Origin of the sequence: Sphingopyxis sp. Root1497 (genome assembly GCF_001427085.1) — a bacterium.
In the GTDB taxonomy this organism is placed as follows: Bacteria; Pseudomonadota; Alphaproteobacteria; order Sphingomonadales; family Sphingomonadaceae; genus Sphingopyxis.
In genome coordinates this window covers 853880-879973 of sequence record NZ_LMGF01000003.1, presented here as the reverse complement: position 1 = coordinate 879973, position 26094 = coordinate 853880, and the positions used below count along the sequence as shown (strand labels likewise).

The 26094-nt window shown below is 67.6% G+C and carries 23 protein-coding genes; 6 read left to right on the top strand and 17 right to left on the bottom strand.

Going from position 1 to position 26094, the window contains the following annotated elements; translation table 11 throughout:
* The first annotated feature begins 143 nt into the window (after positions 1-143).
* Together argJ and ASD67_RS07555 are read left to right on the top strand one after the other, a co-directional pair.
* Positions 144-1370 carry a bifunctional glutamate N-acetyltransferase/amino-acid acetyltransferase ArgJ gene (gene argJ, locus ASD67_RS07560; RefSeq protein WP_056345538.1) on the top strand — a complete coding sequence of 409 codons (1227 nt, stop codon included), beginning with the start codon at positions 144-146 and terminating at the stop codon, positions 1368-1370.
* A 4-nt stretch (positions 1371-1374) separates the two neighbouring features.
* Positions 1375-1986: a glutathione S-transferase family protein gene (locus ASD67_RS07555; RefSeq protein WP_056345535.1), complete on the top strand. Its 612-nt coding sequence runs from the start codon at positions 1375-1377 to the stop codon at positions 1984-1986.
* Positions 1987-2095: 109 nt separating this feature from the next.
* Here the strand turns inward: ASD67_RS07555 and trxA are convergent, their stop codons facing one another.
* From trxA to ASD67_RS07505, 9 genes are all read right to left on the bottom strand, one after another.
* Positions 2096-2416 (bottom strand): thioredoxin TrxA, encoded by a 321-nt coding sequence (gene trxA / locus ASD67_RS07550; protein WP_056345532.1) that lies wholly within the window; start codon positions 2414-2416, stop codon positions 2096-2098.
* Between the two features lie 63 nt (positions 2417-2479).
* Positions 2480-5965, bottom strand: coding sequence for a double-strand break repair helicase AddA (gene addA, locus ASD67_RS07545; protein ID WP_056345528.1), 3486 nt, complete (start codon positions 5963-5965; stop codon positions 2480-2482).
* Positions 5962-8973 carry a double-strand break repair protein AddB gene (gene addB / locus ASD67_RS07540; RefSeq protein WP_056345526.1) on the bottom strand — a complete coding sequence of 1004 codons (3012 nt, stop codon included), beginning with the start codon at positions 8971-8973 and terminating at the stop codon, positions 5962-5964. The genes addA and addB overlap by 4 nt, the downstream gene beginning before the upstream one ends.
* 109 nt (positions 8974-9082) lie before the next feature.
* Entirely contained in the window at positions 9083-9802 is a 720-nt protein-coding gene (locus tag ASD67_RS07535; RefSeq protein ID WP_056345522.1) for a nucleotidyltransferase family protein, read from the bottom strand.
* Complete coding sequence (locus ASD67_RS07530) at positions 9799-10794, bottom strand: aminoglycoside phosphotransferase family protein (protein ID WP_235535603.1); 996 nt, start codon at positions 10792-10794, stop codon at positions 9799-9801. The genes ASD67_RS07535 and ASD67_RS07530 overlap by 4 nt, the downstream gene beginning before the upstream one ends.
* Positions 10779-11228 (bottom strand): tRNA (adenosine(37)-N6)-threonylcarbamoyltransferase complex ATPase subunit type 1 TsaE, encoded by a 450-nt coding sequence (tsaE, locus tag ASD67_RS07525; protein ID WP_056345519.1) that lies wholly within the window; start codon positions 11226-11228, stop codon positions 10779-10781. The genes ASD67_RS07530 and tsaE overlap by 16 nt, the downstream gene beginning before the upstream one ends.
* Positions 11225-13588, bottom strand: coding sequence for a PAS domain-containing sensor histidine kinase (locus ASD67_RS07520; protein WP_056345515.1), 2364 nt, complete (start codon positions 13586-13588; stop codon positions 11225-11227). The genes tsaE and ASD67_RS07520 overlap by 4 nt, the downstream gene beginning before the upstream one ends.
* Positions 13589-13866: 278 nt before the next feature.
* Positions 13867-15282 (bottom strand): adenosylhomocysteinase, encoded by a 1416-nt coding sequence (ahcY, locus tag ASD67_RS07515; protein ID WP_056345512.1) that lies wholly within the window; start codon positions 15280-15282, stop codon positions 13867-13869.
* Between the two features lie 785 nt (positions 15283-16067).
* Entirely contained in the window at positions 16068-16634 is a 567-nt protein-coding gene (locus ASD67_RS07505) for a YqgE/AlgH family protein (RefSeq protein ID WP_056347145.1), read from the bottom strand.
* 127 nt (positions 16635-16761) lie between these two features.
* Between ASD67_RS07505 and ASD67_RS07500 the strand changes: the two genes are divergently transcribed.
* From ASD67_RS07500 to ASD67_RS07490, 3 genes are all read left to right on the top strand, one after another.
* Entirely contained in the window at positions 16762-17244 is a 483-nt protein-coding gene (locus ASD67_RS07500) for a peroxiredoxin (protein WP_056345507.1), read from the top strand.
* A 73-nt stretch (positions 17245-17317) separates the two neighbouring features.
* Positions 17318-18802: an AMP nucleosidase gene (locus tag ASD67_RS07495; RefSeq protein WP_056345504.1), complete on the top strand. Its 1485-nt coding sequence runs from the start codon at positions 17318-17320 to the stop codon at positions 18800-18802.
* Positions 18799-19569 carry an SDR family NAD(P)-dependent oxidoreductase gene (locus ASD67_RS07490; protein ID WP_056345500.1) on the top strand — a complete coding sequence of 257 codons (771 nt, stop codon included), beginning with the start codon at positions 18799-18801 and terminating at the stop codon, positions 19567-19569. The genes ASD67_RS07495 and ASD67_RS07490 overlap by 4 nt, the downstream gene beginning before the upstream one ends.
* A gap of 82 nt (positions 19570-19651) precedes the next feature.
* Here ASD67_RS07490 and ASD67_RS07485 read toward each other — a convergent pair whose 3' ends face one another.
* From ASD67_RS07485 to ASD67_RS07450, 8 genes are all read right to left on the bottom strand, one after another.
* On the bottom strand, positions 19652-20257 hold the full coding sequence (locus ASD67_RS07485; protein WP_056345497.1) for a hypothetical protein: 606 nt from the start codon (positions 20255-20257) through the stop codon (positions 19652-19654).
* 3 nt (positions 20258-20260) lie between these two features.
* Positions 20261-20887 carry a DUF2238 domain-containing protein gene (locus tag ASD67_RS07480; protein ID WP_327197007.1) on the bottom strand — a complete coding sequence of 209 codons (627 nt, stop codon included), beginning with the start codon at positions 20885-20887 and terminating at the stop codon, positions 20261-20263.
* A 109-nt stretch (positions 20888-20996) separates the two neighbouring features.
* Positions 20997-21773 (bottom strand): arginine deiminase family protein, encoded by a 777-nt coding sequence (locus ASD67_RS07475; protein ID WP_056347143.1) that lies wholly within the window; start codon positions 21771-21773, stop codon positions 20997-20999.
* A gap of 176 nt (positions 21774-21949) precedes the next feature.
* On the bottom strand, positions 21950-22975 hold the full coding sequence (locus ASD67_RS07470) for an aspartate-semialdehyde dehydrogenase (RefSeq protein ID WP_056345491.1): 1026 nt from the start codon (positions 22973-22975) through the stop codon (positions 21950-21952).
* A 34-nt stretch (positions 22976-23009) separates the two neighbouring features.
* Positions 23010-23627: a DUF1287 domain-containing protein gene (locus ASD67_RS07465; RefSeq protein ID WP_082544896.1), complete on the bottom strand. Its 618-nt coding sequence runs from the start codon at positions 23625-23627 to the stop codon at positions 23010-23012.
* A 98-nt stretch (positions 23628-23725) separates the two neighbouring features.
* Positions 23726-24103, bottom strand: a complete 378-nt coding sequence (gene rplS, locus ASD67_RS07460; RefSeq protein WP_056345487.1) for a 50S ribosomal protein L19 — start codon at positions 24101-24103, stop codon at positions 23726-23728.
* 4 nt (positions 24104-24107) lie between these two features.
* A complete protein-coding gene (gene trmD, locus ASD67_RS07455) occupies positions 24108-24845 on the bottom strand; it encodes a tRNA (guanosine(37)-N1)-methyltransferase TrmD (protein ID WP_056347139.1) in 738 nt (245 codons plus the stop codon).
* Positions 24842-25759 (bottom strand): LysR substrate-binding domain-containing protein, encoded by a 918-nt coding sequence (locus ASD67_RS07450; RefSeq protein ID WP_056345483.1) that lies wholly within the window; start codon positions 25757-25759, stop codon positions 24842-24844. The genes trmD and ASD67_RS07450 overlap by 4 nt, the downstream gene beginning before the upstream one ends.
* Before the next feature lie 101 nt (positions 25760-25860).
* Here ASD67_RS07450 and ASD67_RS22980 point away from each other — a divergent pair, with 101 nt between their 5' ends.
* Positions 25861-26022: a hypothetical protein gene (locus tag ASD67_RS22980; RefSeq protein WP_156377607.1), complete on the top strand. Its 162-nt coding sequence runs from the start codon at positions 25861-25863 to the stop codon at positions 26020-26022.
* The last annotated feature ends 72 nt before the right edge of the window (positions 26023-26094 follow it).

Genomic DNA, 26094 nt, shown 5'->3' with positions numbered 1-26094 from the left:
AGCGACGCCTGCGCCAAGGCCCCTCCGTCAGCCGCTACGCGACCGCCACCTCCCCATCGCTTCGCGACAGGGAGGATTGAAGACCCCTCCCTGTCGGGGAGGGGTTTTTCTTTGCCTCCCGGAAAGCTACACGCACCCCCATCATGACCAGCCGCTCTCCGCTCGCCCCCGCCGCCTTTCCCGCGCTCCCCGACATCGCCGGCGTCACCCTTCGCGTCGCGCGCGCGCAGTACAAGAATTGGGACCGCTGCGACCTGACCTATGTCGAGCTGTCGCCGGGCACGACGGTCGCGGGCGTCTTCACGCGCAATATCTGCTGCTCGTCCGAAGTCGAACTCGGCCGCGAACAGGTCAAGGGCGGCATCGGCCGCGCGCTCATCGTCAACGCGGGCAACAGCAACGCCTTCACCGGCTATCGCGGGCGCGAGGCGGTCGAGCAGATCATGGGCCAGGTCGCGGACCATCTCGGCTGCGCAGCCACGGACGTCTTCGTCAGCTCGACCGGCGTCATCGGCGTGCCTTTGCCCAGGGACAAGGCGCGCGCCGGGGTCGAAGCTGCACTCATCGCCGAACCCTGTACGTGGGAGGCCGCCGCCGAGACCATCTGCACCACCGACACCTTCGCCAAAGGATCGGCCGCGAGCGCGGTGATCGGCGAGCGCACCGTGCAGGTCGCGGGTATCGTCAAGGGATCGGGCATGATCGCCCCCGACATGGCGACGATGCTCGGTTACATCTTCACCGACGCTGCGGTCGCGCCGTCGCTGCTGCAGGCGATGCTGAGCGAGGCGACCGGCCCCAGCTTCAACAGCATCACCGTCGACAGCGACACCTCGACCAGCGACACCGTGCTGCTCTTCGCCACCGGCCAGGCGGGCAACGCCCCGCTCGAATCGTGGGACGACACCGGCGCCGACGCGCTCTACGCGGCGATCCGACAGGTTTCACTCGACCTCGCGCACCAGGTCGTGCGCGACGGCGAGGGCGCATCGAAATTCATCGAGATCGAGGTCAGCGGCGCGGCGGACGACCATAGCGCCAAGCGCGTCGCGCTCGCCATCGCCAATTCGCCCTTGGTCAAGACCGCGATCGCGGGCGAGGACGCCAATTGGGGCCGCGTCGTCATGGCGGTGGGCAAGGCGGGCGAACCCGCCGACCGCGACCGCCTCGCGATCCGCTTCGGCGATCATTGGGTGGCGAAGCAGGGCCTGCCCGTCGACGGCTATGACGAGGCGCCCGTCGCGGCGCATCTCAAGGGGCTGGAAGTCCGCATCGGCGCCGATCTCGGTCTCGGCGACGGCCGTGCGACGGTGTGGACCTGCGACCTGACGCACGGTTACATCAGCATCAACGCTGATTATCGGAGCTGAGGCCATGCTGACGATCTGGGGCCGCCTCAATTCGCACAATGTGAAAAAGGTCGCCTGGTTCGCGGTCGAACTCGGCATCGATTTCGTTCGCCACGATGCCGGCGGCGCGTTCGGCATGGACGCCGCCTATCGCGCCAGGAATCCCAATGCGCTGATCCCGACGATCGACGACGGCGAGATGACGCTGTGGGAATCGAACGCGATCCTGCGCTACCTCGCGGCAAAGCATGGCGGGACGCGCTTCTGGCCGGCCGATCCTGCCGCCCGCGCGGTGGGCGACAAATGGATGGACTGGCAGATCGGCTATGCCGACGCCCAGCGCGACGCCTTCTTCAATCTTGTCCGCCGCACGCCTGCCGAGCGTGACGCCGCAGCCATTGCCGCAAGCGCCGCTCGCTGCGCGAAACAGATGGCGATATTGGAGGATGCGCTGGCGCGGTCGCCTTGGCTGTCAGGCGACGACTTCGGCGTCGGCGACATTCCGATGGGCGTCTACACCCACACCTGGTTTTCGCTCGCCATCGAGCGGCCCTCGCTACCGCATGTCGAGGACTGGTACGCGCGCATCAGGGAACGCCCGGGCTATGCCGAACAGGTGATGATTCCGCTGACCTGAATATCAATAAACCCGTTCGCATCGAGCGAAGTCGAGACACCGGGAGGACGTGTGCCCCCGATGGGCATCTCGACTTCGCTCGATGCGAACGGGTCGAAAGATTGCGCTCTTACAGCGCGCTTTCGAGCCAGCCCTTGAGGGCGCTCTTCGGCGCCGCGCCGACCTTCGTGTCGGCGATCTCGCCATTCTTGAACAGGATCATCGTCGGGATGCCGCGCACGCCATATTTGCCCGGCGCATCGGGATGATCGTCGATGTTGAGCTTGGCGATCACCACCTTGCCCGCGAGTTCGTCCGAAATTTCTTCGAGCGAAGGGCCGATCATCTTGCACGGGCCGCACCATTCGGCCCAGAAATCGACGAGCACGGGGGTGTCGCTGTCGAGGACGTCGGCCTGGAAGCTCGCGTCGGTAATCGCTTTGGTACCCATCTAAGGTCTCCTGAAAATCTGCTTGGTCCCAAGCTAGGCAGTCGGCGCGTCCGGCTCAAGTCCTCAACCCGGCAAATTCGCCTTGGTTGCCAGCAAGCAAGGCTTGTGTGGCGCCAGCACCGCCTCGTCGAGCGAGATCAGCGTCGGCCCCGCGGTGTAGAGCAAGGCCGCCGCAACCCGCCGCCCAGGGAAGATCACCGCGAGCGCATCGCGATAGGCCGCCATCTGCCGAAGGTACGCCGGCGCGACCTCGCCCGCCGACGCCGGCACATGCCGCCCGGTCTTGTAATCGACAACCGTCACCAGATCGCCCGTCACCAGCAGCCGGTCGACGATCCCCGCGACCACTGCGCCCTCGACCACCGCCGACAGCGGCACTTCGGCGAGCGATCCGGTTCCGAAGATCGCGGCATGCTCCGGATCCTCAATCACCGCCAGCACCTCGTCTACCAGCGCGCCATGCGCTGCCGCATCGAGGTCGGGCGCCTGCACCCCCAGCCAGTGCAGCGCCGCCGCGCGCCGCCGCGCCGGGGCGACCGGCGGCAACCGCTCGAAGAGCGAATGGAGGAGCAATCCGCGCGACACCGCATCGGCGCGTAGCGTCCCCTGCGGCGGCACCGCGACATCGTCGTCGCCCAGCGCCGACGGCGCCAGCGGTCGCGGCGGCCGCGCCTCATCGGGGGCGGGTCGCTGCGCCCAGTCGGGAACGACCACCGGCGCGACGACCGGCCCCTTCGCCTTCGCCGGGCGCGCCCATTTCTTCGCCTGCACCGCATGGACGCGCTTCTGCCCCCAGCGCGGCCCGGCATCCTCCCAGCCGAGCCCCATGCCCTCCATCACCGCATCGACCGCGCCGTGCCAATTGTTATCAGGCAGCGTCCGATCGGCGGTCTTGGTGATGCCCGTGACGACCAGCAATTCTTCGGCGCGCGTCATCGCGACATAGAGCAGCCGCCAATGCTCCTGCAGCTCGGCACGCGCCTTCGCATCATGCGCCTCCGCGACCTTGCCGTAACGCTCCTCCTTGCCGAGCGCGAAGGCCGGCAATTTGTCCCAGCCGTTCAGCGACAGGTCGAAGCTCAGCCGTTTCGACGCCGGATCGTCGGTCGCATCGGCAAGGATGACGATCGGCGCCTGCAACCCCTTCGACCCGTGGACGGTCATCACACGCACGACGTCGCTGCGCGCCTCGGTCTGGCGCTTGATGTCGGCGGTGCTCGCGTCGATCCGCGTCAGGAAGCCGAGCAGCGACGGCACCTCGAGCCGCTCGAAGGCCAGCGCCTGCGCGAGCAGTTCGTCGATCGGGTCGCGCGCCTCGCGCCCCAGCCGCGCATAGAGTTTGCGCCGCCCGTCGATCGGCCCCGACAGGACCCGATCGAGGAAGCGGAAGGGCGTGGTGAAATCGGCCATGCCGAGCAGCTCGCCAAGCGCCGTCATCGTTTCTGCCGGAACCTCGTCGCGGCGGTCCCGCAAGGCCGCCCATAAAGACGACGTCCGCCCATGGGCAAAACCGAACAAGGCCTCCTGCGACCAGCCAAACAAAGGCGAGACGAGCAAAGCCGAAAGGTTGAGGTCGTCGAGCGGCTGTACCGCAAAGCGCATCGCCGCGAGCAGGTCCTGCACGGCGAGCGGCTGGGTCAGCGCGAAGCGGTCGACGCCCGCGACCGGCACATGGCGCGACTGGAGCCGCGCGACGATCCGCGCCGCAAGGTCGCGGCGCCGCCGCACGAGGATCAGCACATCGCCCGGCGCGACGCTGCGCCCGTCCTTGCCGTTGGCGATCCAGTCCTGCACCTCGTCGGCGATCGCGCGCGACAGCCGCAGGCTCGCGGGATCGCTCGCTGCGGCGAGGCTGTCGGCGCTCGGCGCGCCTTCGCCGTCCTCACTCTCGGCCTCGACCGCCTCCTCCTCGTCGGCGATATCGAGCGCCTTGCCCACCGGCAGCGGCTGCCACAGCTCGACCCGCCCCGGATGCGCACTCTTGAAAGGCAGCGGCTGTTTTTCACCGCTGTCGAGCCCCATCAATTCGGTCGCGCCTGCTGCGATCCATTGGTCCACCACGTCGAGCACGGCGGGACTCGATCGGTAATTGGTGACCAGATCAACACCCTTGAAGGGCCGCTCGCCCTCAGCCGCGCGCTGACTGAAGCGCAGCCGCGCCGCCTCGAACGCCGCGGGCTCGGTGCCCTGGAAACCAAAAATCGCCTGCTTGCGGTCGCCGACGGTGAACATCGTGCGGACTCGTTCGTCCTTCGCGCCCTGCCCGGCAAAAAATTCCTCGGCCAATGACAGGATGATCGCCCACTGCCGCGCATTGGTGTCCTGCGCCTCGTCGACCAAAATATGGTCGGTACGCTGGTCGAGCTTGAACCGCACCCAGTCGCCGAAATCGCCGCGCCCGAGCAGGTGCAGCGCGATGCCGATCAGATCGTCGAAATCGGCGAGCCCCGCTGCGCGCTTGGCGAGCGCATAGGCCTCGGCAAAGCGGCTCCCCAAATCCCAGGCGGCGGTGAGGTCGTCGGCGACCTCCATGGCGAGCTTTGTAGCGCTCAGCCGACTGATCGTGTCAAATAACCGTTCGGCGCTAGCCTGCGCGCCGCCGATTTCCTTCTCATTGGAGAAACAGGCTCGAAGAAGCCACGCCGACTTATTTTTCGTGGCAATACTCGCCCACAGCTCACTCAACATCTGACTGGGGTTTGCCAGATCACTACCCAGCCAGGCATTCATCGCCGCCAATATTGGCTCCGCGCGGCTGTGCAACGTCCCCTTTTTCGTGATCCAACCCGCCGCAGAATCTCTAATCGCCACCACATCTCGATGATCGATTATCCCATCCGAGAGTGCGCTAGCCAACCAAGCATCAGGATCACCCTGCGGCAGACCCAACGCGTCGCGCACGTCGCCCGGCTTGGGCGATATCCGCGGCTGGTCGGCGCCGCCGAAGCGCCCCGCGCAGCGGACGAGGAAGGCGATCGCCGCATCCTGCCCCATCCGCCGCGACAGCATCGCCGCGACTCTGCGCATGGCGTCGCCGTCGGCATCCTTCTGCCCGAGCAATTTGCCCAGCACCTCGCGCTGCAACGCGCTTGCTTCGCTGTCCTCCAGCGGACGGAAGCCCGGCAATATCTTGGCTTCGAGCGGAAAGCTCGCGAGCAGGGTCTGGCAGAAGCTGTGGATCGTCTGGACGCGGATCGCGCCGCCCGGGCTGTCGATCACGGTGGCGAACAGCGACCGGGCGCGGTCGATGATGCCGGGGGTGTCCCAGTCGGCGCCCAAAGCACGCAGGTCGAGCCGCAGGTCGCCGTCGTCCATCCGCACCCACAGGGCGAGGCGCTCGTGGATGCGGTGCGCCATTTCAGCCGCGCCCGCCTTGGTGAAGGTGATGCAAAGGATCGCCTCGGGCGACACGCCGCCAAGCATCAGCCGCAGCACCCGCGCCGACAGCACCTGCGTCTTGCCGGTGCCCGCCGACGCGCCGAGCCAGACATGGTCGTCGGGATTGGCCGCCGCACTCTGCCCGGGGTCGAGATTGAAAAGCCGCGTCATCCTGTGCCGCCATCGTCGTTAGCGCCGCCATCGCCCCGCCCGAACCATTCGTCGCGCCGCATCAGCTGGTCGAAGTCGGTATAGCGCCGCCCCGCCTCGCCGGGCACAAACGGCTCCTGCCCGAGCAGGAAGCGCGCGCTGAGATCGGCGAGCGCTTCCGCCGCGCGCTCGACGGCTTCCTCGGCCGTCTTCAGTGCACGCCGCCCGCCATGCGTCGGCGACACCTTGCCCTCCTCGCCCTTGGCGCGGTCGCGCTTCAGGCTCCAATATTCGAGTGCACCGACCGCTGCCGCGTCGAGCCCGTCGGCCTGCCCCGCCGCGGCGATCAGCCCGAGCAACCCGAGCTGGTTGTCAAGCCCCGCCGCCGCCGCGGTGCCCGATGGCGCCGCGCCGCTCTTGTAATCGACGATCGCGAGGCTTCCGTCCGACAGCTGGTCGATGCGGTCGGCCTTGCCGTGCAGCCGGATGCCGTCGACGACCATCGCGCCCTTGACCTCGGTGGCGACCGGCCAGCGGGTGTCGCGTTCGGCCCACACCCGCTCCGCCGCCCAGCGCAGCGACGGAACGATGCGCGGCAGCCAGAAGGCTCGCGCCAGCGCGTCGAGTGCGGGGTCGGCGGCGAGCGCCGCCAGTTCGGTCTCCAGCGCCGCTTCGGTCATTCCGGCGCGCTGCCAATCCTCGAGCAGGGCATGCACGCGCGTCCCGAACCATTTGGCGTCGGGGCCCTGGCTCAGCGCATCGAGCGCGCTCAGCCGCAAGATCTTCGCCGCGTAAAAGGCAAAGGGATCGCGCGCGAGCTGGTCGACCCCGGTGACGCTGATCGCATCGGGCCGCGCGTCGGCAGGCGGCGAAAATTCGGGGCGCGGCGCGGGTTCGGGATCGCCCGGGGGCACATCGAGCAATGCGGCCAGCCCTGCGACCACTTGCCCGCCGATTTGCGCTTCGGGCAGGTCGCCCGCGAGTGCACTCAACCGCAGCCAGAAACGCGACGCGACCGCGGGGTCGCCGCCGCTGCGCAAAGCGCGCGTCACCACCACCTTGGCCGCGGCGAGCGCCCCGGCGAAATCGTGCGCCGCCATGCCCTGCTGCCGCTCGGGCGCCGCGAGGCCGAGCAGGCGGCGGATGCCCGGCGCGAGCCAGGGGTCGGGGGTGACCGCCGGCGGCCAGCGCCCTTCGTCGAGCCCGCCCAATATCATCACATCGGCGCGCTGCAGCCGCGCCTCGAGCAGCCCCCAGATAAACAGCCGCGGATGCCCCCCATAGGGCGGCCTTACGCTCTCGCCGCCGAGCAGGTCCGCGAGCATCGCGGGAAAATCGCTCGGCGCGACGAGCGCCGGCCCCGCTCCTTTTGCCAGCACCCACCGGTCGAACAGGTCGGCGAGCTGACGCCCCGCCGGACCCGCCCACACCGCGTCGCCGGTCAGCCAGCCGAGCGCCGCCTGCAGGGCCGTCAGCAGGGTTGTCGGCGGCACCGCCGTTCCCGCGCTCAGCGGCGCAAGATGCGTGCCCAGCCCCGCGACCAGCTCGCCCCACCAGTCGTGCAACGCCGCCGCCGCGCCATGGGCGCGCGCCTTGCTGTCGGCGGCGAGCAGCGCGAGGCGTAGCGACACGCCGTCCCAGCCCGGGGTCAGCCCCGGCTCGCGCAGCAGCAGGTCGAGTCGCCGGACCTGGTCGAGCCACGCCAGCCGCGCCTCGCCCTTGCGCACCAGCGGGTGGCCGAGCACCGTGAGCAGCCGCACGGGGTCGAAGCGCGCCGCCAGCTCGGCGAGCCCGAGCAGCAAGGTTCCCGGCGGCAGCTTCGCCAGCGGCCGCCCCGCGCTGTCGTCGACCGCAATGTCCCAGCGCGCCAGCGCGCTCGCGACGCGTTCGGCCAGCGCGCGGTCGGGGGTGACCAGCGCCGCGGTGCGCCCCGGCGTCTCGACCGCGGCGCGCATCATCAGCGCGATGCCCTGCGCCTCCTGCCCGTCGTCGGCGAACACCGCGCCCGACAGCCCGGCGATCTCGGCGCCAAGGTCGGTCTTGTCCTGCCAGCGCGCGGTGTAGGCGGCGGGCGCGAAGAGCAAGGACACGAAACCGGCGCGCGCCTCGGGTCCGTCGAACGCCGACACGCCCTCCCACGTCCGCACCTCGCCGCGCGCAACGCCCATGCGCCCGAGCAGCAGTTTCAGATGATATTGCGGATGCGTCTCGAGCGGCCGCGCCGGATTGTCGGGGTCGGCGGCGACCGGCCCCAACGCTTCCCATTCTTCCTCCGCCATGCCGAGGTCGAGCCCCGGCAGCACGACCATGCCGCGCTCCATGTCGGCGACCGTGCGTAGCAGCCGCGCGATTGCGGGCGCGGCGGTGGTGACCCCCGCCGCGACGACGAAGCGCGCCGGCGGCACCACGCGCCAGCCTTGGCTCACCCGGTCGAGCAAGCGGTTGCGCCGCTCGGCGCGGTCGATCATCCCCGCGCGCTTAAGCTCGGCGGGCCAATGCTCGACGAGCAGGCGCAGCCGCGCCCACGACGCCTGCCAATGCTGCGCGAGGTCACCCAGCACCGCTTCGATCTCGCCCAGCCGCGCAGGCGCGACCTCCTCATAATGGAGCTGGTCGATCACCCGCCCCAGCCCTTCGGCGAGCTGGAACGCCGCCGCGCCGGTGATCGCCTCCTCGCCCGCCGGCTGGTGCTTCTCGATAAGCGCCGCGAGCATCAGTCGCCGTCGCAGCGGGTCGATCGCGGGCGGCAGGATCCCGCTCTCGTCGATCGGGTCGAGCGCCAGCGCAACCTCTTCGTCGAGGTCGGCATCGCCGATCACGACAAGCCGCGGCATCAGCAGCCCGTTGCCGCCCGCGCGCACGAACGCCGCCTGCACCGCGCTGCGCGCGCGATTGCTCGGCAGCAGGACCAACCCCTCGGCGAGACCCAGCGCTCCATCGGCGAAACGCGCGATCAGCCCGGCGGCGAGCGCATCGGCGAACGCCCGGTGGACCGGGATCGAGAAGATGGTGGGCTTGGCATCAGCCATCAGAGTCAAAACCCGTCATTGCGCGCGCAGCGAAGCAATCCAGAGCGGTTTATGCAACTCTGGATTGCTTCGCCGTGCGCGCTATGACGAAAGCGGGAACGGACGGTGGTCAAACCTCCGTCAGCGCGGCTTCGGTCGGTCCGATGCTCGCCGGGGTGCCGACGTCGAACCATCGGCCCATGTGCGACAGGCCGAACAGGCGCCCCGCCGCGATTGCGCGGTCCCAGAAAATGTTGGTCGAAAACGGCCCCACAGGGGCATCGACGAGCAGCCGCCGCGACACCAGTTGGATGCCGGTATAGACGAAGGGCGCAATCCGCGCCGGCCTGCGCCGCGACAGCATGCCATTGGGGTCCATATGGAAATCACCGCGCCCGCCATGCCCGGTCGCGCTCGCCTGCCGGATCACCAGCAGCAGCGCGTCCATGCGTTCGCCATCCCAGTGGCGCGCGAGCTGCGCGATGCTGTCCTGCGGCCCGTCTGTCCAGATATTGTCGCTGTTGACGATCAGGATCGGGTCGCCGGTCAGTTGCGGCAGCGCCTTCATCATGCCGCCGCCGGTTTCGAGCAACTGGTCGCGTTCATCCGAAATCGCGATGGTGAAATTGCGCTTCTGCGCCGCGAGATGCGCTTCGAGGGCGTCGGCTAGATAGTGGACGTTGACCACTACGTGGGGAATCCCGGCGGCCTCGATCCGGTCGAGGCTGTGGTCGATCAGCGGCTTGCCGGCGACGCGCACCAGCGGCTTGGGCCGGGTGGCGGTGAGGGGACGCATGCGTTTGCCCAGCCCCGCCGCCATCACCATCGCGCTCTCGATTTTCGCGGTCATGCCTCGAATTCTTCCCACGCCGCCGCGCGCTTGTCGGCGGGGATATTCTCGTCGAACCATGCCCGCACCGGGGCGAGCGCCGGGTGCGCGAGGTCACGTTCGAGCAGCCCCCACATGCGCGGCTGGAACTGGCGATACCCCGGCTTGCCGTCGCGTTTCCACAGCCGCACGAACACCCCCAGGATGCGCGTGTTGCGCTGCGCCGCGAGCGCCCAATAGGCGCTTTCGATGCCGGTCCCGGTGGCTCCCTGGTAGCGCGCGAGCATCGCCGCCTCGACCGCGGGGCTCACGTCGCGCCGCGCATCCTCCAGCACCGACGCCAGATCATAGGCGGGATGACCGATCAGCGCGTCCTGGAAATCGAGCAGGCCATAATGTTCGACCCCCGTCTTGCCGCCGACCAGCATGATATTCTCGGCATGGAAATCGCGCAGTACGGTGACGCGCGGCAGCCCGTCCTTCTCGACCGGCAGCAGCGCCGCCTCCCACGCCGCGCGGAACGCGTCGCGGTCGACCTCGATCTCCAACGCCGGGCAATACCAGTCGCTGAACAACATCACCTCGTCGATCCATTGTTCCAGCCCATGGACCGGCAGGCCCGTCATCGACGGCCGCGCGTGCAAATGGACGAGCAAATCGGTCACCCCGGCATAATGCGCCATCTCGTCCTGCGGCGCTGCGTCGATCATCTCGCGCAGCCGGACGTCGCCGAAATCCTCGATCAGCAGCAATCCCTGCTCCAGGTCGCGCGCGATGATCGTCGGCGCATTCAACCCCTGCTCACACAGATATTCGGCGATCGCGATGAACGGGCGCGAGTCTTCCTGTTGTGGCGGCGCATCCATCAGCACCGCCTGCCGGCCGTCACCGACGACGCGGAAATAGCGGCGGAACGACGCATCGCCCGCGAGCGGCAATATCTGCGCGTCGCCCCAGCCATGCGCGGCGAGGAAAGCGGGCGCATGGGGGGGCGGAATCATCGGAGCGGCCATCGGCTCCCCCAAGACGTCGGCACCGCGGCTGTCAAGACGCGCGCGTCGCCGCTTCCCGAAATCGTCAGTGCCAGCGCACCGGCCCAGCCCGTTTGGCCCAGCCGGTCGGGCCACTCGATCAGCAACGCGCCGTCATGAACATAGTCGTCGAGGCCGAGTTCGATCAGTTCGTCCTCGTCCTCGATCCGGTAGAGATCGACATGCGCGATCGGCAGGTCGACCTCGGGCGGCGCATAGGGCTGGACGATCGCGAAGGTCGGGCTCGGCGCCTCGCCAGCCAGCCCGCGCGCCTTCAGCATCGCGCGCGCCAGCGTCGTCTTGCCCGCGCCGAGATCGCCCGACAACAGCACGACGTCGCCGGGGATCAGCGCCAATCCGATCGCCGCGCCAATCCGCTCGGCTTCGGCGAGGCTGTAGTCGGTACGGAAGCTCATGCGCCGCGCGGCAGACTTACGCGGACCAGCGTCCCCTGGCCCTTTTCGCTCACCACCTCCATCGTGCCGCCGTGCGCAGCGACGAGTTGGCGGGCGAGCGCTAGGCCGATGCCGCCGCTCTGGGTCCCCGCCTGCTGGCCCTTGGTCACCGCCGCGACCGCATCGGGCATGCCGGGGCCATTGTCGGAGACGATGATATCGACGCCCCTGGCATCGCCGTCGGCGTGGAGCAGCACGCGTCCGCCCTTCTTGCGGCTCGGCGCGGTATAGCGGACCGCGTTGTCGAGCAGCCCTGCGACGAGCCGCGACAGCCGCGCGGCGTCGCCTTCGATGCTGCCGAGCGCCGCCGAGATATTGCCGACCAGTTCGACCCCTTCGGCCGCGGCAAAGGGTTTGGCCTCCGCCAGCGCCCCACCGAGCAGCGCCGCGACGTCGACCGGCGCGCGCTCGACCGCGAGCGTCCCCGCCTCGCCCTGCGCAAGGTCGAGCACATTGTCGATCTGGCGCCCGAGAACGCCAACCGATTCCATGATCGCATCGACATAGGCCTGCTGCCCTTCGGCGAGCTTGCCGGCATAACCCGCCTGCAACATCTCGCCAAAGCCGCCGATCGAGGTCAGCGGCGTGCGCAGCTCGTAACTCATCCGCGACAGGAAGGCGGTCTTGACCTTGTCGGCGGCCTCGAGCGCTTCATTGCGTTCGCGCAGCGCAGATTCCATCTTCCGGTTGTCGCTGACGTCGAGCATGATCAGCAAGGCATTGCCGTCGGGCAGCGGGATCGCGGCGAAGTCGAAATGGCGCCCGTCCTTGAACCGGATCTCACCGACGCGCTGCGTCCGCTCCAGCGTCGCGGCACGGATCACCTCCTGCACGATGCTGATCTGGTTCGGCTTGGCCAGCCGGTCGGCCAGTCCACCCATCAGCGTATCGACGCGCGGATGCGCCGCCAGCGTCGGCTCGTCGACCCCCCACAGGCGGCGGAATCGTTGGTTCCACAGGTGCAGCCGCCCGTCGGGGGCGAACACCGCCACCGCCTCGAACAGATTGTCGAAGGTCGCGGTTCGCACGCGCAGCAAGGTGTCACGCGCCCCGGCGAGTTGGACCTGCTCGGTGCGGTCCTCGGCGATCAGCAACAACCCGCCGTCGGGGGTCGGCTGGGCGACGACGCGCAGATGCGTCCCGTCGCGCAGCAGCCACTCCTCCTCACTCGCCTCCGCCTGCGCGAACCAGTCGACATGCGCCTGCCGCCATTCGGGATAATCGCGCACCTCGGGGGTCCGCCCGGCGTCGCGCCAGGCGTCGAGCAGCCGCGCGAGAGCCGGCGTTTCGGCGATCGCGTCGGCGTCGAGGTCGAACATGCGGCGGAACGGCTGGTTCGCGAAGATCAGGCCCTGGTCGGGGCCGAACTGCGCGACCGCCGCCGACAACCGGTCGAGCAATTCGCGCTGCGTCTCGGCAAAGCGGCGGTGCGCGCCGCGCTCGCTCTCCAGCTCCTGCACGTCGATCGCATAGCCCGCGACCCCGATCGGCTTGCCGCCCGCCGGGGTCAGCGGCACGTCGACGACGCGCATGATCCGCCGCTCGCCCGCGATCGTCACCGGCACGGTGCGCATTTGCGCCGCCCCGGCGGTGCGCGCCGCCTGCGCCGCTTCGCCCGCGCTGACCCCGGCGACGGGTTCGAGCAGTTCGATCCCCTGGTCGATCACGACATCGGCGCTCTTCGCCTCGACCGCATTCACATAGGCCTGGTTGACCAGCGCCAGTTCGAGCCGCGGGTCGCGGAACCACATCGGAAAGGGCGCGACCTCGATCAGCCCCGACAGCGCCTCGAACGCCGCCATCGCCTCGTCGCGTTCGGACTTGAGCGCGATCTGCGACGACAGGCTTTCGGTCGCATCATCGAGCCACAACAGCACGCTGCCCGACCCGCCGATCGCCGCCGGAGCCGGACCGCCATGGACCAGAATCGTGCGCGAGCCGCCTTGCGGGCGCAGGCTCATCGTGAAGGGTTTGGCGCCGCGCTGCGCGCCGAGGATCGCCTGCCGCAGCGCGTCATGGTCGGGGGTTTCGAGGCCCGCGCCCAGCCCGCACAATTCGTCGAAATTGCGGGGGCCGCGTTCGAGCCCCAGCCAGCGGCCGAGCCGCTCGCTCGCCTCGATGCGCCAGTCGCCGCGCACGACGACGGGCAAATAGGGCGAGGCTTCGATCAGGCTCGCCAGCCGTTCGGTCTGCGCCGCGGCAAAGGCCGAGCGTCGCTGCATCGCCAGCCCGCGCCCCGCCGCCCAGATGCCGAGCAACAGCCACAGCGCCGCGAAGCCGCCGAGCGCGAACGTCAGGGTCGGGGACAGCGCGCCGCTCATCCTCCGTCACGCTCCCGCTTTTCCGCCACCGACGCCCTTGCCATGATAGCCAGCCCTAAAGGCGATGGGTGCATGTTTCAATCGCATGTCACAGCGGAACGGCGCGTCCCACCTTCCGATGGGCGCGCCGTCCACAGTTTTCGTCTCATCACGTCGTCATTGCGAGCGGAGCGAAGCAATCCAGGGCGCTTACCGCCCACTCTGGATTGCCGCGTCGCCTCCGGCTCCTCGCAATGACGAGGATTGCCCGAACGGCAGGGCGCACGCCCCGTCTTCGATCAATAGCGATAATGATCGGGCTTGAACGGACCTTCGACCGGCACGCCGATATAGTCGGCCTGCTTCTGGCTCAGCTGGCTGAGCTTCACGCCCAGCTTTTCGAGGTGCAGCGCCGCGACCTTTTCGTCGAGATGCTTGGGCAGGACATAAACGTCGTTGCCGTACTGCTCGCTGCGCGTCCACAGTTCGATCTGCGCCAGCGTCTGGTTGGTGAAGCTCGCCGACATCACGAAGCTCGGGTGGCCGGTGGCGTTGCCGAGGTTCACGAGGCGGCCCTTCGACAGGATGATGATCTGCTTGCCGTCGGGGAATTCGACCAGGTCGACCTGCGGCTTCACTTCGGTCCACTTGTAGTTGGCGAGCGCCGCGATCTGGATCTCGCTGTCGAAGTGACCGATGTTACAGACGATCGCCATATTCTTCATCGCCGCCATATGTTCGGCGGTGATCACGTCGGCGTTGCCGGTCGCGGTGACGAAGATGTCCGAGCGCTTGACGGCTTCGTCCATCGTCACGACCTCGAAGCCTTCCATCGCCGCCTGCAGCGCGCAGATCGGGTCGATTTCGGTGACGAGAACGCGCGCGCCGCCGTTGCGGAGCGACTGGGCGCTGCCCTTGCCGACGTCGCCGAAGCCGGCGACGGTCGCGACCTTGCCCGCGAGCATCACGTCGGTGCCGCGGCGGATCGCGTCGACGAGCGACTCTTTACAGCCATAGAGGTTGTCGAACTTCGACTTGGTGACGCTGTCGTTGACGTTGATCGCGGGGAAGGGCAGTTCGCCCTTCTTGGCGATATGGTACAGGCGGTGGACGCCGGTCGTCGTTTCTTCGGACACGCCCTTGATCGCCTTGACCGTCTTGGTCAGATAGCCGGGGTTCGCCGCGACGAACGCCTTCAGCGCGCGCTGCATCTCGATCTCTTCTTCATTCTCGGGCGCCGGCATCGTCTGGCCGGCTTCGAGCTTCGCGCCCCACAGCGCGAACATCGTGGCGTCGCCGCCATCGTCGAGGATGAGGTTGCAGGTGGTGCCGTCCTCGACGCCCCAGTCGAAGATGCGGCCGACATAGTCCCAATAATCGGCGAGGCTTTCGCCCTTGATCGCGAACACCGGCACGCCCGACGCGGCGATCGCGGCGGCGGCATGGTCCTGGGTCGAGAAGATGTTGCACGTCGCCCAGCGGACCTCGGCGCCGAGCGCGGTCAGCGTCTCGATCAGCACTGCGGTCTGGATCGTCATGTGCAGCGACCCGACGATTTTCGCACCCTTCAGCGGCTGCGACGCACCGAATTCGCTGCGCAGCGCCATCAGGCCCGGCATTTCGGTTTCGGCGATGTTGATTTCCTTGCGCCCGAAATCGGCAAGTTCGATGTCGGCGACCACATAGTCACGGGTGTCGGCGGCGAGAGTGGCCATGGGTATTTCTCCTGTCAGATGGGGTGCGCCCGCTCGCAAACGACCGCGTAATTATGTTGCGCGCCCTAGCCCAAAGCGCCGCCCGGATCAAATATAAACTTTTCTTTATATCGCAAGTCCGGGGCCATCCACCGGCGACGTGCGGACACGAATCAGTACGCGCGGAATCGCACAGCCTCGCGAAAAAAATTCCGAACGGCGCAATTATGACAATCGCCCCGCCGCCCATGTGACAGCACGCCGCAAAGCCCAAGATTCTGAAAATCCTGACTTATAACGCGCCTTGCGGTTAGCATAAACTGACTTTGTGACAGCTATGTTACAAATGGCTGAAAATATTGACTTTTGTGCGAAGCAGGCAGAAAATCACCCCAAGTTACGGGGAGATACAAAGATGAAAAAAATTCTGCTGCCGCTCGTCGCGCTTGCTTTCGCGACCCCTGCCACCGCCCAGTCGATCATCGTCGTCACCGGCCCGCAGGCCGATTCGCAAGTCCTGCCGGTGGCCTATGCCGAACTCAAGGCCGGCGNCCTGATCAATCTCGGCACCGCTTATGCTCGTCTGGGTCGCACCGCAGACGCCTCGACCGCCTATAGCGCGGCGATCGACAGCCCGATCCGTTACGATCTGGAACTCGCCAACGGCCGCTATGTCGATTCGCGCTGGGCCGCCCGCACCGCGCTCGCCAATCTCAACGAAGGGCGCCCGCTGCTCGCGCTGGCACGCTGAAACAAATCCGCCGCCCCCGCGAAGGCGGGGGCGACGCGTTTTGGGAACGTCTCGCTTACGCCTCGCCGCCCTCGGTCGTCAGCAGGCGCGCATCGATCCCGGCCTCCGCAAAGGCCGCCTGCCAGCGCTTTTCGGGCGGCGTGTCGAACAGCAAGGCGTCGCTGCCCGGCGTCACATGCCAGCCGTGGCGCACCATCTCGTCCTCGAGCTGGCCGCCCGCCCATCCGGCATAGCCCAGCGCGACCAGCCAGCGCGACGGGCCGCGGCCTTCGCCGATCGCGCGCAAAATGTCGTGCGAGCTCGATATCGTCCAGCGCCCCGCGACCTCGATGGCGCCCTCGCCGCCCCAGTCCTTGCTGTGCAGAACGAAACCGCGCGACTGTTCCACCGGGCCGCCGAGGAACACCGGCTGGTCGAGCGGGTCGCCATCGTGCGCGATCTCGAGCTGGTCGAGCACCGCGCCCACCGTCATGCCCGCGATCGGGTCCGATATGCCGATACCCATCGCGCCCTCTTCGTCATGGCTGATCATCGCGATCACCATATGCTCGAAGCGGGGGTCGCCGATGCCGGGCAGCGCGAGGAGCAGCTGGCCGGTGAACCAGGGGGGAGCCGTTTCCATGACCGCACCATGCCCGCCCGCGTCGGCCCGGTCCAGCGCGCGCGTGAATTTATCCGCCGCGCTTGACTCGGGCCGGCCGCCACCCAATGTCTGCGCTCCCGATTCCCCCCGCTGAGAGGACGAAAACATGACGATCCAGACCGGAGACAAGCTGCCCGAAACGACGCTGGTCAAGGTGACCGAAGGCGGACCCGAACGGGTCAGCACCGCCGATTATTTCAAGGGCCGCAAGGTCGCGCTCTTCTCGGTACCCGGCGCCTTCACCCCGACCTGTTCGGCCAAGCACCTCCCGGGCTTCGTCGAAAAGGCCGAGGAACTGAAGGCCAAGGGCATCGACGAGATCGTCTGCACCGCGGTCAACGACGCCTTCGTCATGGGCGCCTGGGGCAAGAATGGCGACGCCGGCGGCTCGGTCACCATGCTCGCCGACGGCAATGGCGATTTCGCCGAAGCGGTCGGCCTCACCATGGACGGCCAGGCCTTTGGCATGGGCAAGCGCGGCCAGCGCTTCTCGATGATCGTCAACGACGGCGTCGTCGAACAGCTCAACGTCGAAGCCCCCGGCGAATTCAAGGTGTCGAGCGCCGACCATATGCTCGAGCAGCTCTGAGAAAATACGGGAGGGCGGCCTGTTCGCGGGCCGCCCCTTCCCTTTTGTCACATTTTCGTGCAACAGCGTCGCGATGACATCCTCATCGCAAAACCAGAACATCGCCGATCCCGCCGCCCTCGTCGAAGGGATCATCGCCGAGCTCCAGGACAAGTTCCGCACCTCGGTCTCCAATCTCAAATCGGCGATCGCCGCCTATGTGCGCGACGGCACGCTGCCGCCGGCCGATGCCGCCGCGACCGGGCTGTTCGACTATCCGGCGCTCCGCCTCGTCACGACCGGCGAACAGCGCGAGGGGCAGACCGCCCATAATCTGGCCTTCGGCCAGTTCGAGCGCGCGGGCGAGTTCGTCACCACGGTCACCCGCCCCGACCTGTTCGCCGATTATCTGCGCGACCAGCTCAACCTGCTCGTCCGCCATTATGACGTAGAGTTGTCGGTGACGCGCACCGGGCAGCAAATCCCCTTTCCCTATGTGCTCGACGCCAGCGACGGGTCGGACATGGGGCGCGTCACCCCGCTCGAACTCGCACGTCACTTCCCGACCACCGAGCTCGCCGACATCGGCGACGAGCTTGCCGACGGGCTGTTCGGCAGCGACCCCGCGGCGCCGCAGGCGCTCGCGCTGTTCGACGCGCTGCGCACCGACTTCAGCCTCGCGCGCCTCCGCCACTACACCGGCACCGCGCCCGAGCATTTCCAGCGTTATATCCTGTTCACCAACTACCACCGCTATGTCGACGAGTTCGTGTCCTGGGCCGGCGCGCAGGTCGGCCAGGGCCGCTACACCGCGCTCGCCGGCGCCGCGGGCCTCTATGTCGACCAGCCCGGGGTCAACGCGAGCGCGCTCGTCGCCGACAGCGCCTGGCGCCGGCACCAGATGCCCGCGTATCATTTGATCGCGCCCGACGGCGGCGGCATCACCCTCGTCAACATCGGCGTCGGCCCGTCGAACGCCAAGACGATCTGCGACCATCTCGCGGTGCTGCGCCCCGAGGCCTGGCTGATGATCGGCCATTGCGGCGGGCTGCGCCCCAGCCAGCGCATCGGCGACTATGTCCTCGCCCACGCCTATCTGCGCGACGATCATATCCTCGACGCGGTCCTGCCCCCCGAAATCCCGATTCCGCCGATCGCCGAAGTACAGCAAGCGCTCGCCAGCGCCGCCGAAGCCGTATCCGGCACCAGCGGCGCCGACCTGAAAAAACGCATGCGCACCGGCACAGTCGTCACCACCGACGACCGCAACTGGGAGCTGCGCTACACCGACAGCGCGCTGCGCTTCTCGCAGTCGCGCGCGATTGGTATCGACATGGAAAGCGCGACGATCGCCGCGCAGGGCTACCGCTTCCGCGTCCCCTATGGCACCCTGCTCTGCGTCAGCGACAAGCCGCTCCACGGCGAGCTCAAGCTGCCCGGCCAGGCGAACCGCTTCTATGAAGAAGCGATCGCCGCGCATCTCCAGATCGGTATCCGCGCCTGCGAGACGATGCGCGACGAGGGCGCCAAGCTCCACAGCCGCAAACTCCGCGCCTTCAACGAACCGCCCTTCCGGTGAGCGCGGCTCCGAACCGCTCACGCTCGGTCGCCGGCCGCGTCGCGATCGTCACCGGCGCCGCGAGCGGTATGGGCCGCGCTACCGCGCTGCTGCTCGCGAGCGAAGGCGCCAAGGTCGCGGTCACCGACCTCGATCTCGCCGCGTGCGAGGCGGTGGCGGCCGAGGCGGGCGGGAACGCCAAAGCCTTCGCGCTCGACGTGTCCAATGGCGACGCGATCAGGACCGTCGTCGCCGACATCGCCGCGCATTTCGGCGGCATCGACATTCTCATCAACAATGCCGGCATCTCGGCCTTCTGCCCGCTCGATGCCGACGATTATGACGGTATCTGGCACCGCGCCGTGGCGATCCTGCTCACCGCGCACCAGCGCATGGTTCGCGCCGCGCTGCCCTTCCTTCGCCAGAGCGACGCCGCGCGCATCGTCAACATCGCCTCGACCGAGGGGCTCGGCGCGACGCCGGGCGACACGCCCTATGTGGCCGCCAAGACGGGTGTCACCGGGCTGACGCGCGGCCTCGCGGTCGACCTCGGCAAGGAGGGCATCACGGTCAACTGCATCTGCCCCGGCCCGATCCACACCGGCATGACCGACACGGTGGCCGAGGCCGACAAGCTGGTCTTCGCCAAACGCCGCACCGCGCTGCGCCGATATGGCGACCCCGAGGAAGTCGCGCATATGACGCTCAGCCTCGTCCTCCCCGCCGCCAGCTACATCACCGGCGCGGTGATCCCGGTCGACGGCGGGCTGATGGCACGCAATGCGTGACCGTTTGCCTTTGATGTAGGAAGCGGACCTTGCCCTCGGCCCGTCAGGGGAGAGAATGGCACAGCTTGCTCCAGAAGGCGGGTTAGCGGAAGAAGCAGTTCATCCCCGCGAACAGCGCATCGACCTTCGCCGCGTCGCCGGGTGCGGCGAACATGCCGCCAACGCTGTTCTCACCCGCGCCAAGGGTGAATTCCTCGCCGAGCGTGCTGTCCTCGATCGCGACGAGCTTGACCGATTCCGCCGCCTTGGCGCGGGTGGTGCCGATGGCGATGCCGCTCATCGTCGAATATAGGTCGGCGCCGGGTTCGTTGCCGAGGAACCAGCCGGTGAATTTGCCGTCCTGGAAATTGAGCGTCATCGCGTCGAAGCGGGTGAATTCCATCGTGCCGGCGCCGCATTCCTCGTTGGTGCTGCGGTCGTCGAGCGTGCCCGCGACGCGCGCCAGCGCTTCCTCGGCCTGCGCGCGCGGCACGCCGAAGGCGAGCAGGCTGGCCTTGCCATTGTTTTTGTCGATGAAGCGCAGGCCCTCTCCATCGAGGCTGATCGCGGTGGTCGCAGCGCTCGGCCCATCGGCCTTTGCCTCGGGGACCACCGGCGCGACGGGGTCGGCATCCACCGGCGCCTTGTCGGCGGCGGGTTTGCACGCGGCGAGCAGGCCGATCATGACGAGGGTGGTGACGTTGCGCATCGCTCAATTCCTGCCGCGGGAGGGGATGACGAGAACCAGTATCGCACCGAGGGTGGCGAGCGCCATATCCTTTTGCGCGTCCCAGATGTCGCCTTGCTGCCCGTTATAGCGGTCGGCGGTCGCGCCCGCCGCGACGATGGTGAGCAGCCATTCGAACATTTCGTAGAGGCACGAGATGGCGAGCACCCACGCGAGCACGGCGAGAGTGGCGCCGCGCGGGGTCAGTCCGCCCCAGCGGCGGACGATCTCGGCGACGGGGACGACCGACAGCGCGCCGAAGGCGAAATGGACGAGGCGATCATAATGGTTGCGGGTCCAGCCGAAGGCGTCCGACAGGGTGGTGCCGGTGAGCGCGCGGACCCAGTCGTCATAGGGAACGTTGCTGTAGGCATAGCGGCCGCCGAGCGTGTGAAGCGCGAGGAAGGCGATGATGCAGGCGAGCGCCGCGGTCGAAAGCGGCCAGCGGCGGAGCAGCCAGGGCGACGCGAGCAGGAAGACCAGCGTCGGGATATGCTGGAGCAGCGCGACCTCGGGATAGGGCTGCGCGATCTGGGCAAGGAGGAGCAGCGCGGCAAGAAGGGCCAGGAGCTGTTTCTGGGCGCGCGGGAGGGCGGCGATGGCCTGGATCACGAACACGCCCCTCCCCATTCGTCCCGAGCGAAGTCGAGGGACGTGAAGCCGGGCGCCGACGTGTTTCGACTTCGCTCGACACAAACGGAATTTGGATTTGGGACCGCGTTCACCAGCGCAGCGACATGCAGCTGAGCCCCGCGTCGATGCGTGCGATCTGGGTCGTCGGAAGCGGACGGATCGCGTGACCGCGCACGGCGAGCAGCGCGTGGGTGGCGGTCCAGCGATCGCCGACGAGAATGGTGTCGTTGACGCGGAGAAGGTTTGCCGCCTCCTCCTCGCCCGGCGGGGTCATAACGACCTCCAGTCCCGCGAATTGCGGGCAGTCGGCGAGCGCGGGGACGGCGAGGATGGTACCCGCGTCGATCAGCGAGCAACCGGTCTTGAAATGCAGGACGCCGGGCGGGGTGTCGGCGATTTCGGCGCTGTAGCCGAGGTCGACGAGAAGCGTCGCCAGTTCCTCGGCGCCCGCGCGGTCGGTGCGCGCCGAGAGGCCGATGACGACGCGGTCGGCGAGGCGGAGCACGTCGCCGCCATCGACATGACCGGCGGTCATGGAGAGGCGTCGGGGATGATGCGCGGCGAGCGCGTCGCCAATAAACGCGACCTCGCCCGCGCGGGTGGCCGCACCGGGGCGGAGCAGGATCGCGCCCTCGGGGAAGGTCAGCGCGACATCCTCGACGAACAGGGCGTCGGGGAAGGCGTCGAGCGCGGGCAGGATGGTGACGGCGAGGCCGAGATCCCGGAGCGTCGCGACATAGGCGTCATGCTCCGCGGCGAGCGCCGGAAGGTCCGGGTCGGGGCCGCCGTCGGCACGGATGCCGTGGATCGCCGAGGGGGCGGGGGTGCGGACAATGGCGTGGGTGAAGCGATAAGGGGTGGTCATGGCAGCGGCATAGCCCGAACGCTTTGCGGTCGGCAATGCGATCCTCCCTGTGGCGAAGCCATGGGGAGGTGGCAGCGCGAAGCGCTGACGGAGGGGCTTTAACGTGACGTCGCAGCCCCTCCACCATGCTTCGCATGGTCCCCCTCCCCATCGCTTCGCGACAGGGAGGATTGTCCTTACCCCTTTTTGAGGTGCCGGCGCCCGAGCAGTTCGGCGATCTGCACCGCGTTCAGCGCGGCGCCCTTGCGCAAATTATCGCTGACGCACCAGAGATTCAGGCCGTTATCCACCGTCGGATCATCGCGGACGCGGCTGACGAAAGTCGCGAAGTCGCCGACGCATTCGACGGGGGTGATATAGCCGCCGTCCTCGCGCTTGTCGTGGAGGACGACGCCGGGGGCTTCGCGCAGGATGCGCTGGGCATCCTCGGCCGACAGTTCATTCTCCATCTCGATGTTGATCGCCTCGCTGTGGCCGACGAACACCGGCACGCGGACGCAGGTCGCCGTCACCTTGACCTTGGGATCGAGAATCTTCTTGGTCTCGACGACCATCTTCCACTCTTCCTTGGTCTGGCCGTCGTCGAGGAAGCTGTCGATGTGCGGGATGACATTGAAGGCAATCTGCTTGGTGAACTTCTGGATGTCCTTTTCATCGCCGACGAAGATCTGGCGCGTCTGGTTCCACAGCTCGTCCATGCCCGCCTTGCCTGCGCCCGATACCGATTGATAGGTCGAGACGACGACGCGCTTGATGGTGGCGGCATCGTGGAGCGGCTTGAGCGCGACGACCATCTGCGCAGTCGAGCAGTTCGGGTTCGCGATGATGTTGCGCTTGGTATAGCCATCGATCGCATCGGGGTTCACCTCGGGGACGATCAGCGGCACGTCGGGGTCCATGCGATAGAGCGACGAGTTGTCGATCACGACGCAGCCCGCCGCCGCCGCCTTCGGCGCGTGGATCTTGGTCGCGTCGCTGCCGATCGCGAAGATCGCCATGTCCCAGCCGGTCCAGTCGAAATTGTCGATATTCTGGCATTTGGCGGTCTTGCCGGTATCGCCAAGTTCGATGTCGAGGCCCTGGCTGCGCGACGAGGCGACCAGCGCCAGTTCGTCGATGGGGAATTCGCGTTCGAACAGGATGGCGAGCACTTCGCGCCCGACATTGCCCGTCGCGCCGGCGACAACGATACGATAACCCATTCAAACACTCCTCAGCGTAAAACTCGAAATATGGTCAGACTTTCCAGCGGAAATGGCCGGTCAGCGGGTGGTCGAACAAGGCATCCTCTTCGCGGGCGCCGCGTCCGATATTGTGGATGATCAGCGGGCGGCCCGCTGCGCTAGTTCGGTCGGAAACGATGCCGGTGTGCGGAAAGCGCCCGCCGGTCATCGCGGTAAAGATATCGCCCGGCCGCCAGTCGGCAGGATCGGTCGAGACGGGCAGCCGCGCGCGCTGGCGCGTCCAAAAGGTCGCGAGGTTTGGCACGCGGCGGTGGTCGATGTTGCGGTCGGGACGGCGCAGCCCCCAGTTTTTCGGATAGGCCCCGAAGTCGGCCTTCATGTCGGCGTTTACAAGGGCCTGCAGATCGACCCCCAGCGCGTCGCGATAGGCGCGGATCAGGACGTCGGTGCACACGCCCTTGGCGCGCGCCACGTCGCCGTTCGGGAAGGGCAGCACGGTGTAAGCGGGGTCATAGGCGAGCGTCACGCCAACCTGCTTGCGGGCGGCAGCAACCAGCCGCTCGGCGGTGGTCGCCGCCAGCGCCCCGCCCGACAGTCCGAACGCGCCAAAGCACAGCCCCGCGCCGATAAGAGCGCGCCGTGAAGGCTGAAAGGACGCGGACTGCTGCATGAATTTGCGTTGCCCAAATGAAAAACGACCGGCTCTGCGCTTTGGCGGAACCGGTCGTTTTGGAAAGCTGTTTTCGCTTGGGGTTGGGAAAGTCTCCCTTAGCCCTCGCTGGCTTCCGGCCGGTAATCGCGGCGCTCCGCAATACGCGCCGATTTGCCGGTGCGGCCACGAAGATAGTAAAGCTTCGCACGACGCACGGCACCCTTGCGGATGACGGTAATGCTGTCGATGTTGGGCGAATAGAGCGGGAACACGCGCTCGACACCCTCGCCGAACGACATTTTGCGCACGGTGAAGTTGGAGCCCATGCCCTTGTTCGAGCGTGCGATGCACACGCCTTCGAAATTCTGGACGCGGGTGCGTTCGCCTTCGACCACCTTGACGCCGACTTTCAGCGTGTCGCCGGGACGGAAGGTCGGAATGGTCTTTGCCGCCTTGGCAATTTCTTCGGCTTCGATCGTCTGGATGAGGTTCATGCCTCTATTCCTTCTTCTTCTGCCGCGCGCCAGAGGCAGGTCGGGCCCGAGCATCGACATGACGCTCCCAAAGGTCCGGCCTGCGTAACCGTGTATGATCCTCCGCCTGTTGTTTCCGCCAGGCGGCGATCTTCGCATGATCCCCCGATCGCAGCACTTCGGGGATCGAGCGCCCTTCCCATTCGACAGGTCGGGTATAGTGGGGATATTCGAGCAAACCATTCTCGAACGATTCGTCGTCCCCACTGGAAGTCGCGCCCATTACGCCGGGAATCAGGCGAATGCAAGCGTCGAGCAAAAGCAGCGCCCCCATCTCGCCGCCCGACAATATGATGTCCCCCATCGACACCTGTTCGATCGGGCGCGCGTCGAAGATGCGCTCGTCGAATCCCTCGAACCGCCCGCACAGGATGATCGCGCCGGGACCCGCCGCGAGGCTGCGCACCCGCGCCTGGGTGACCGGTGCGCCGCGCGGGGTCATCGCAAGGATCGGCAGACCTGGGTTCACCGCCACCGCATGGTCGAGCGCGGCGGCCAATATGTCGGCCTTCAGCACCATGCCGGCGCCGCCACCCGACGGCGTATCGTCGACGGTGCGGTGCCTGTCGGTCGCGAAGTCGCGGATCTGGACGGGCGCACACGACCACACCCCGGCCTCAAGCGCGCGACCCGCCATGCTGTGCCCGAGCGGGCCGGGGAACATGTCGGGATAGAGGGTCAGAGGGACGGCAGCGAAGGTCATGACAACGGTTGCCATAGCGCCTCGGGCAGCAGGTGGCGATCCATCTCCATCTCTTCGTGCAGCCATTCGCGGAAACGTTCGATCTTGCGCACCCCGACGCGGTTGTCGCGGTGGACGAGGAAGTTAGCGCCGCCGGGCTGGTAGAGCGTGTCGAACGGCGCGACCATGCGGCCGCTGGCGAGTTCGAGTTGCCACAGCAGCGGGGTCATCAGCGCGATGCCATAGCCGCCCTGCACCGCGCTCGCCTCCTGCAACTGGCTGTCGAGTTCGATACCGCGGCGTTCCTGCGGCGGGGTGCCGACCCCGGCGGCGGCGAGCCAGCCCGCCCACCACGGATCGTTGGGGGCGAGGCGATCGACGCGGAGCAGGTCTTCGGGCGCCGCGATCGCGTTGGCGTCGCGAAACGCCGGCGAGCAGATCGGCGTCACATGGCTTCGGAACAGAAAGTCGGCGCGTAGCCCCGGCCAGGCGCCGCCGCCGACGCGGATCGCGACATCGACGTTCGAAGCGTCGAAATCGACCATTTCGTTGGTCATCGACATGCGGACCGCGAGATCGGGGTGGCGAAGCTGGAAGCGGCCGATGCGCGCGCTGAGCCAAGTGCCGCCGAAGGTCGTCGCGGCGCTGATCGTCAGGACCTCGGCCTCGTCGTCATCCAAAGCGGCGAAGGCGTCGCCCATCGCGGCGAAGGCGCCCGAGACAGCGGGGAGCAGCCGCTGCCCGGTTTCGGACAGCCGCACCCGCCCCTTTTCACGCACGAACAGCGCGCGGCCGAGCCGGTCCTCCAATTGGCGGACCTGATAGCTGACCGCGGCCTGCGTCATTCCCAATTCCTCTGCAGCGCGCGAGAAGTTCTGCAGACGGCCGGCGGCTTCGAAGGTGCGGACGGCGGCGAGGGGCGGCAGCTTGGGCATCGCGTCACATAAGGTGTCCTTATGAGATGATGCAAAGCTTTTGTTGGCGACGGAGCGGCCAAAGGCGCATCTGGAGAACATCGAAACACAGGAGACGAACGATGCAGGACGAACTCTGGATGCGGAACTGGAGCGACGCGCAGCCGCGTTTCAGCGCCGATATCGATCGCGGCCTTGCGTCGCTGGCAGGCGCGATCGCGCGGCTGCGCCGGCGCCGCGACGACCGCACTGCGAACCTTCGCGCCCGGATCGGGATCGGCTGACGATCCTGTTCACCAGGCCATGCCCATGAACGCGCCCGGTGGTCCCTCGCCGGGCGCGTTCATGGGCATGGA

Excerpts from the sequence above, each read along its gene's own strand:
- argJ (WP_056345538.1), top strand. The coding sequence starts at position 144 with ATGACCAGCCGCTCTCCGCTCGCCCCCGCCGCCTTTCCCGCGCTCCCC.
- ASD67_RS07555 (WP_056345535.1), top strand. The coding sequence starts at position 1,375 with ATGCTGACGATCTGGGGCCGCCTCAATTCGCACAATGTGAAAAAGGTC.
- trxA (WP_056345532.1), bottom strand. The coding sequence starts at position 2,416 with ATGGGTACCAAAGCGATTACCGACGCGAGCTTCCAGGCCGACGTCCTC.
- addA (WP_056345528.1), bottom strand. The coding sequence starts at position 5,965 with ATGACGCGGCTTTTCAATCTCGACCCCGGGCAGAGTGCGGCGGCCAAT.
- addB (WP_056345526.1), bottom strand. The coding sequence starts at position 8,973 with ATGGCTGATGCCAAGCCCACCATCTTCTCGATCCCGGTCCACCGGGCG.
- ASD67_RS07535 (WP_056345522.1), bottom strand. The coding sequence starts at position 9,802 with ATGACCGCGAAAATCGAGAGCGCGATGGTGATGGCGGCGGGGCTGGGC.
- ASD67_RS07530 (WP_235535603.1), bottom strand. The coding sequence starts at position 10,794 with ATGGCCGCTCCGATGATTCCGCCCCCCCATGCGCCCGCTTTCCTCGCC.
- tsaE (WP_056345519.1), bottom strand. The coding sequence starts at position 11,228 with ATGAGCTTCCGTACCGACTACAGCCTCGCCGAAGCCGAGCGGATTGGC.
- ASD67_RS07520 (WP_056345515.1), bottom strand. The coding sequence starts at position 13,588 with ATGAGCGGCGCGCTGTCCCCGACCCTGACGTTCGCGCTCGGCGGCTTC.
- ahcY (WP_056345512.1), bottom strand. The coding sequence starts at position 15,282 with ATGGCCACTCTCGCCGCCGACACCCGTGACTATGTGGTCGCCGACATC.
- ASD67_RS07505 (WP_056347145.1), bottom strand. The coding sequence starts at position 16,634 with ATGGAAACGGCTCCCCCCTGGTTCACCGGCCAGCTGCTCCTCGCGCTG.
- ASD67_RS07500 (WP_056345507.1), top strand. The coding sequence starts at position 16,762 with ATGACGATCCAGACCGGAGACAAGCTGCCCGAAACGACGCTGGTCAAG.
- ASD67_RS07495 (WP_056345504.1), top strand. The coding sequence starts at position 17,318 with ATGACATCCTCATCGCAAAACCAGAACATCGCCGATCCCGCCGCCCTC.
- ASD67_RS07485 (WP_056345497.1), bottom strand. The coding sequence starts at position 20,257 with ATGCGCAACGTCACCACCCTCGTCATGATCGGCCTGCTCGCCGCGTGC.
- ASD67_RS07475 (WP_056347143.1), bottom strand. The coding sequence starts at position 21,773 with ATGACCACCCCTTATCGCTTCACCCACGCCATTGTCCGCACCCCCGCC.
- ASD67_RS07470 (WP_056345491.1), bottom strand. The coding sequence starts at position 22,975 with ATGGGTTATCGTATCGTTGTCGCCGGCGCGACGGGCAATGTCGGGCGC.
- ASD67_RS07465 (WP_082544896.1), bottom strand. The coding sequence starts at position 23,627 with ATGCAGCAGTCCGCGTCCTTTCAGCCTTCACGGCGCGCTCTTATCGGC.
- rplS (WP_056345487.1), bottom strand. The coding sequence starts at position 24,103 with ATGAACCTCATCCAGACGATCGAAGCCGAAGAAATTGCCAAGGCGGCA.
- trmD (WP_056347139.1), bottom strand. The coding sequence starts at position 24,845 with ATGACCTTCGCTGCCGTCCCTCTGACCCTCTATCCCGACATGTTCCCC.
- ASD67_RS07450 (WP_056345483.1), bottom strand. The coding sequence starts at position 25,759 with ATGCCCAAGCTGCCGCCCCTCGCCGCCGTCCGCACCTTCGAAGCCGCC.
- ASD67_RS22980 (WP_156377607.1), top strand. The coding sequence starts at position 25,861 with ATGCAGGACGAACTCTGGATGCGGAACTGGAGCGACGCGCAGCCGCGT.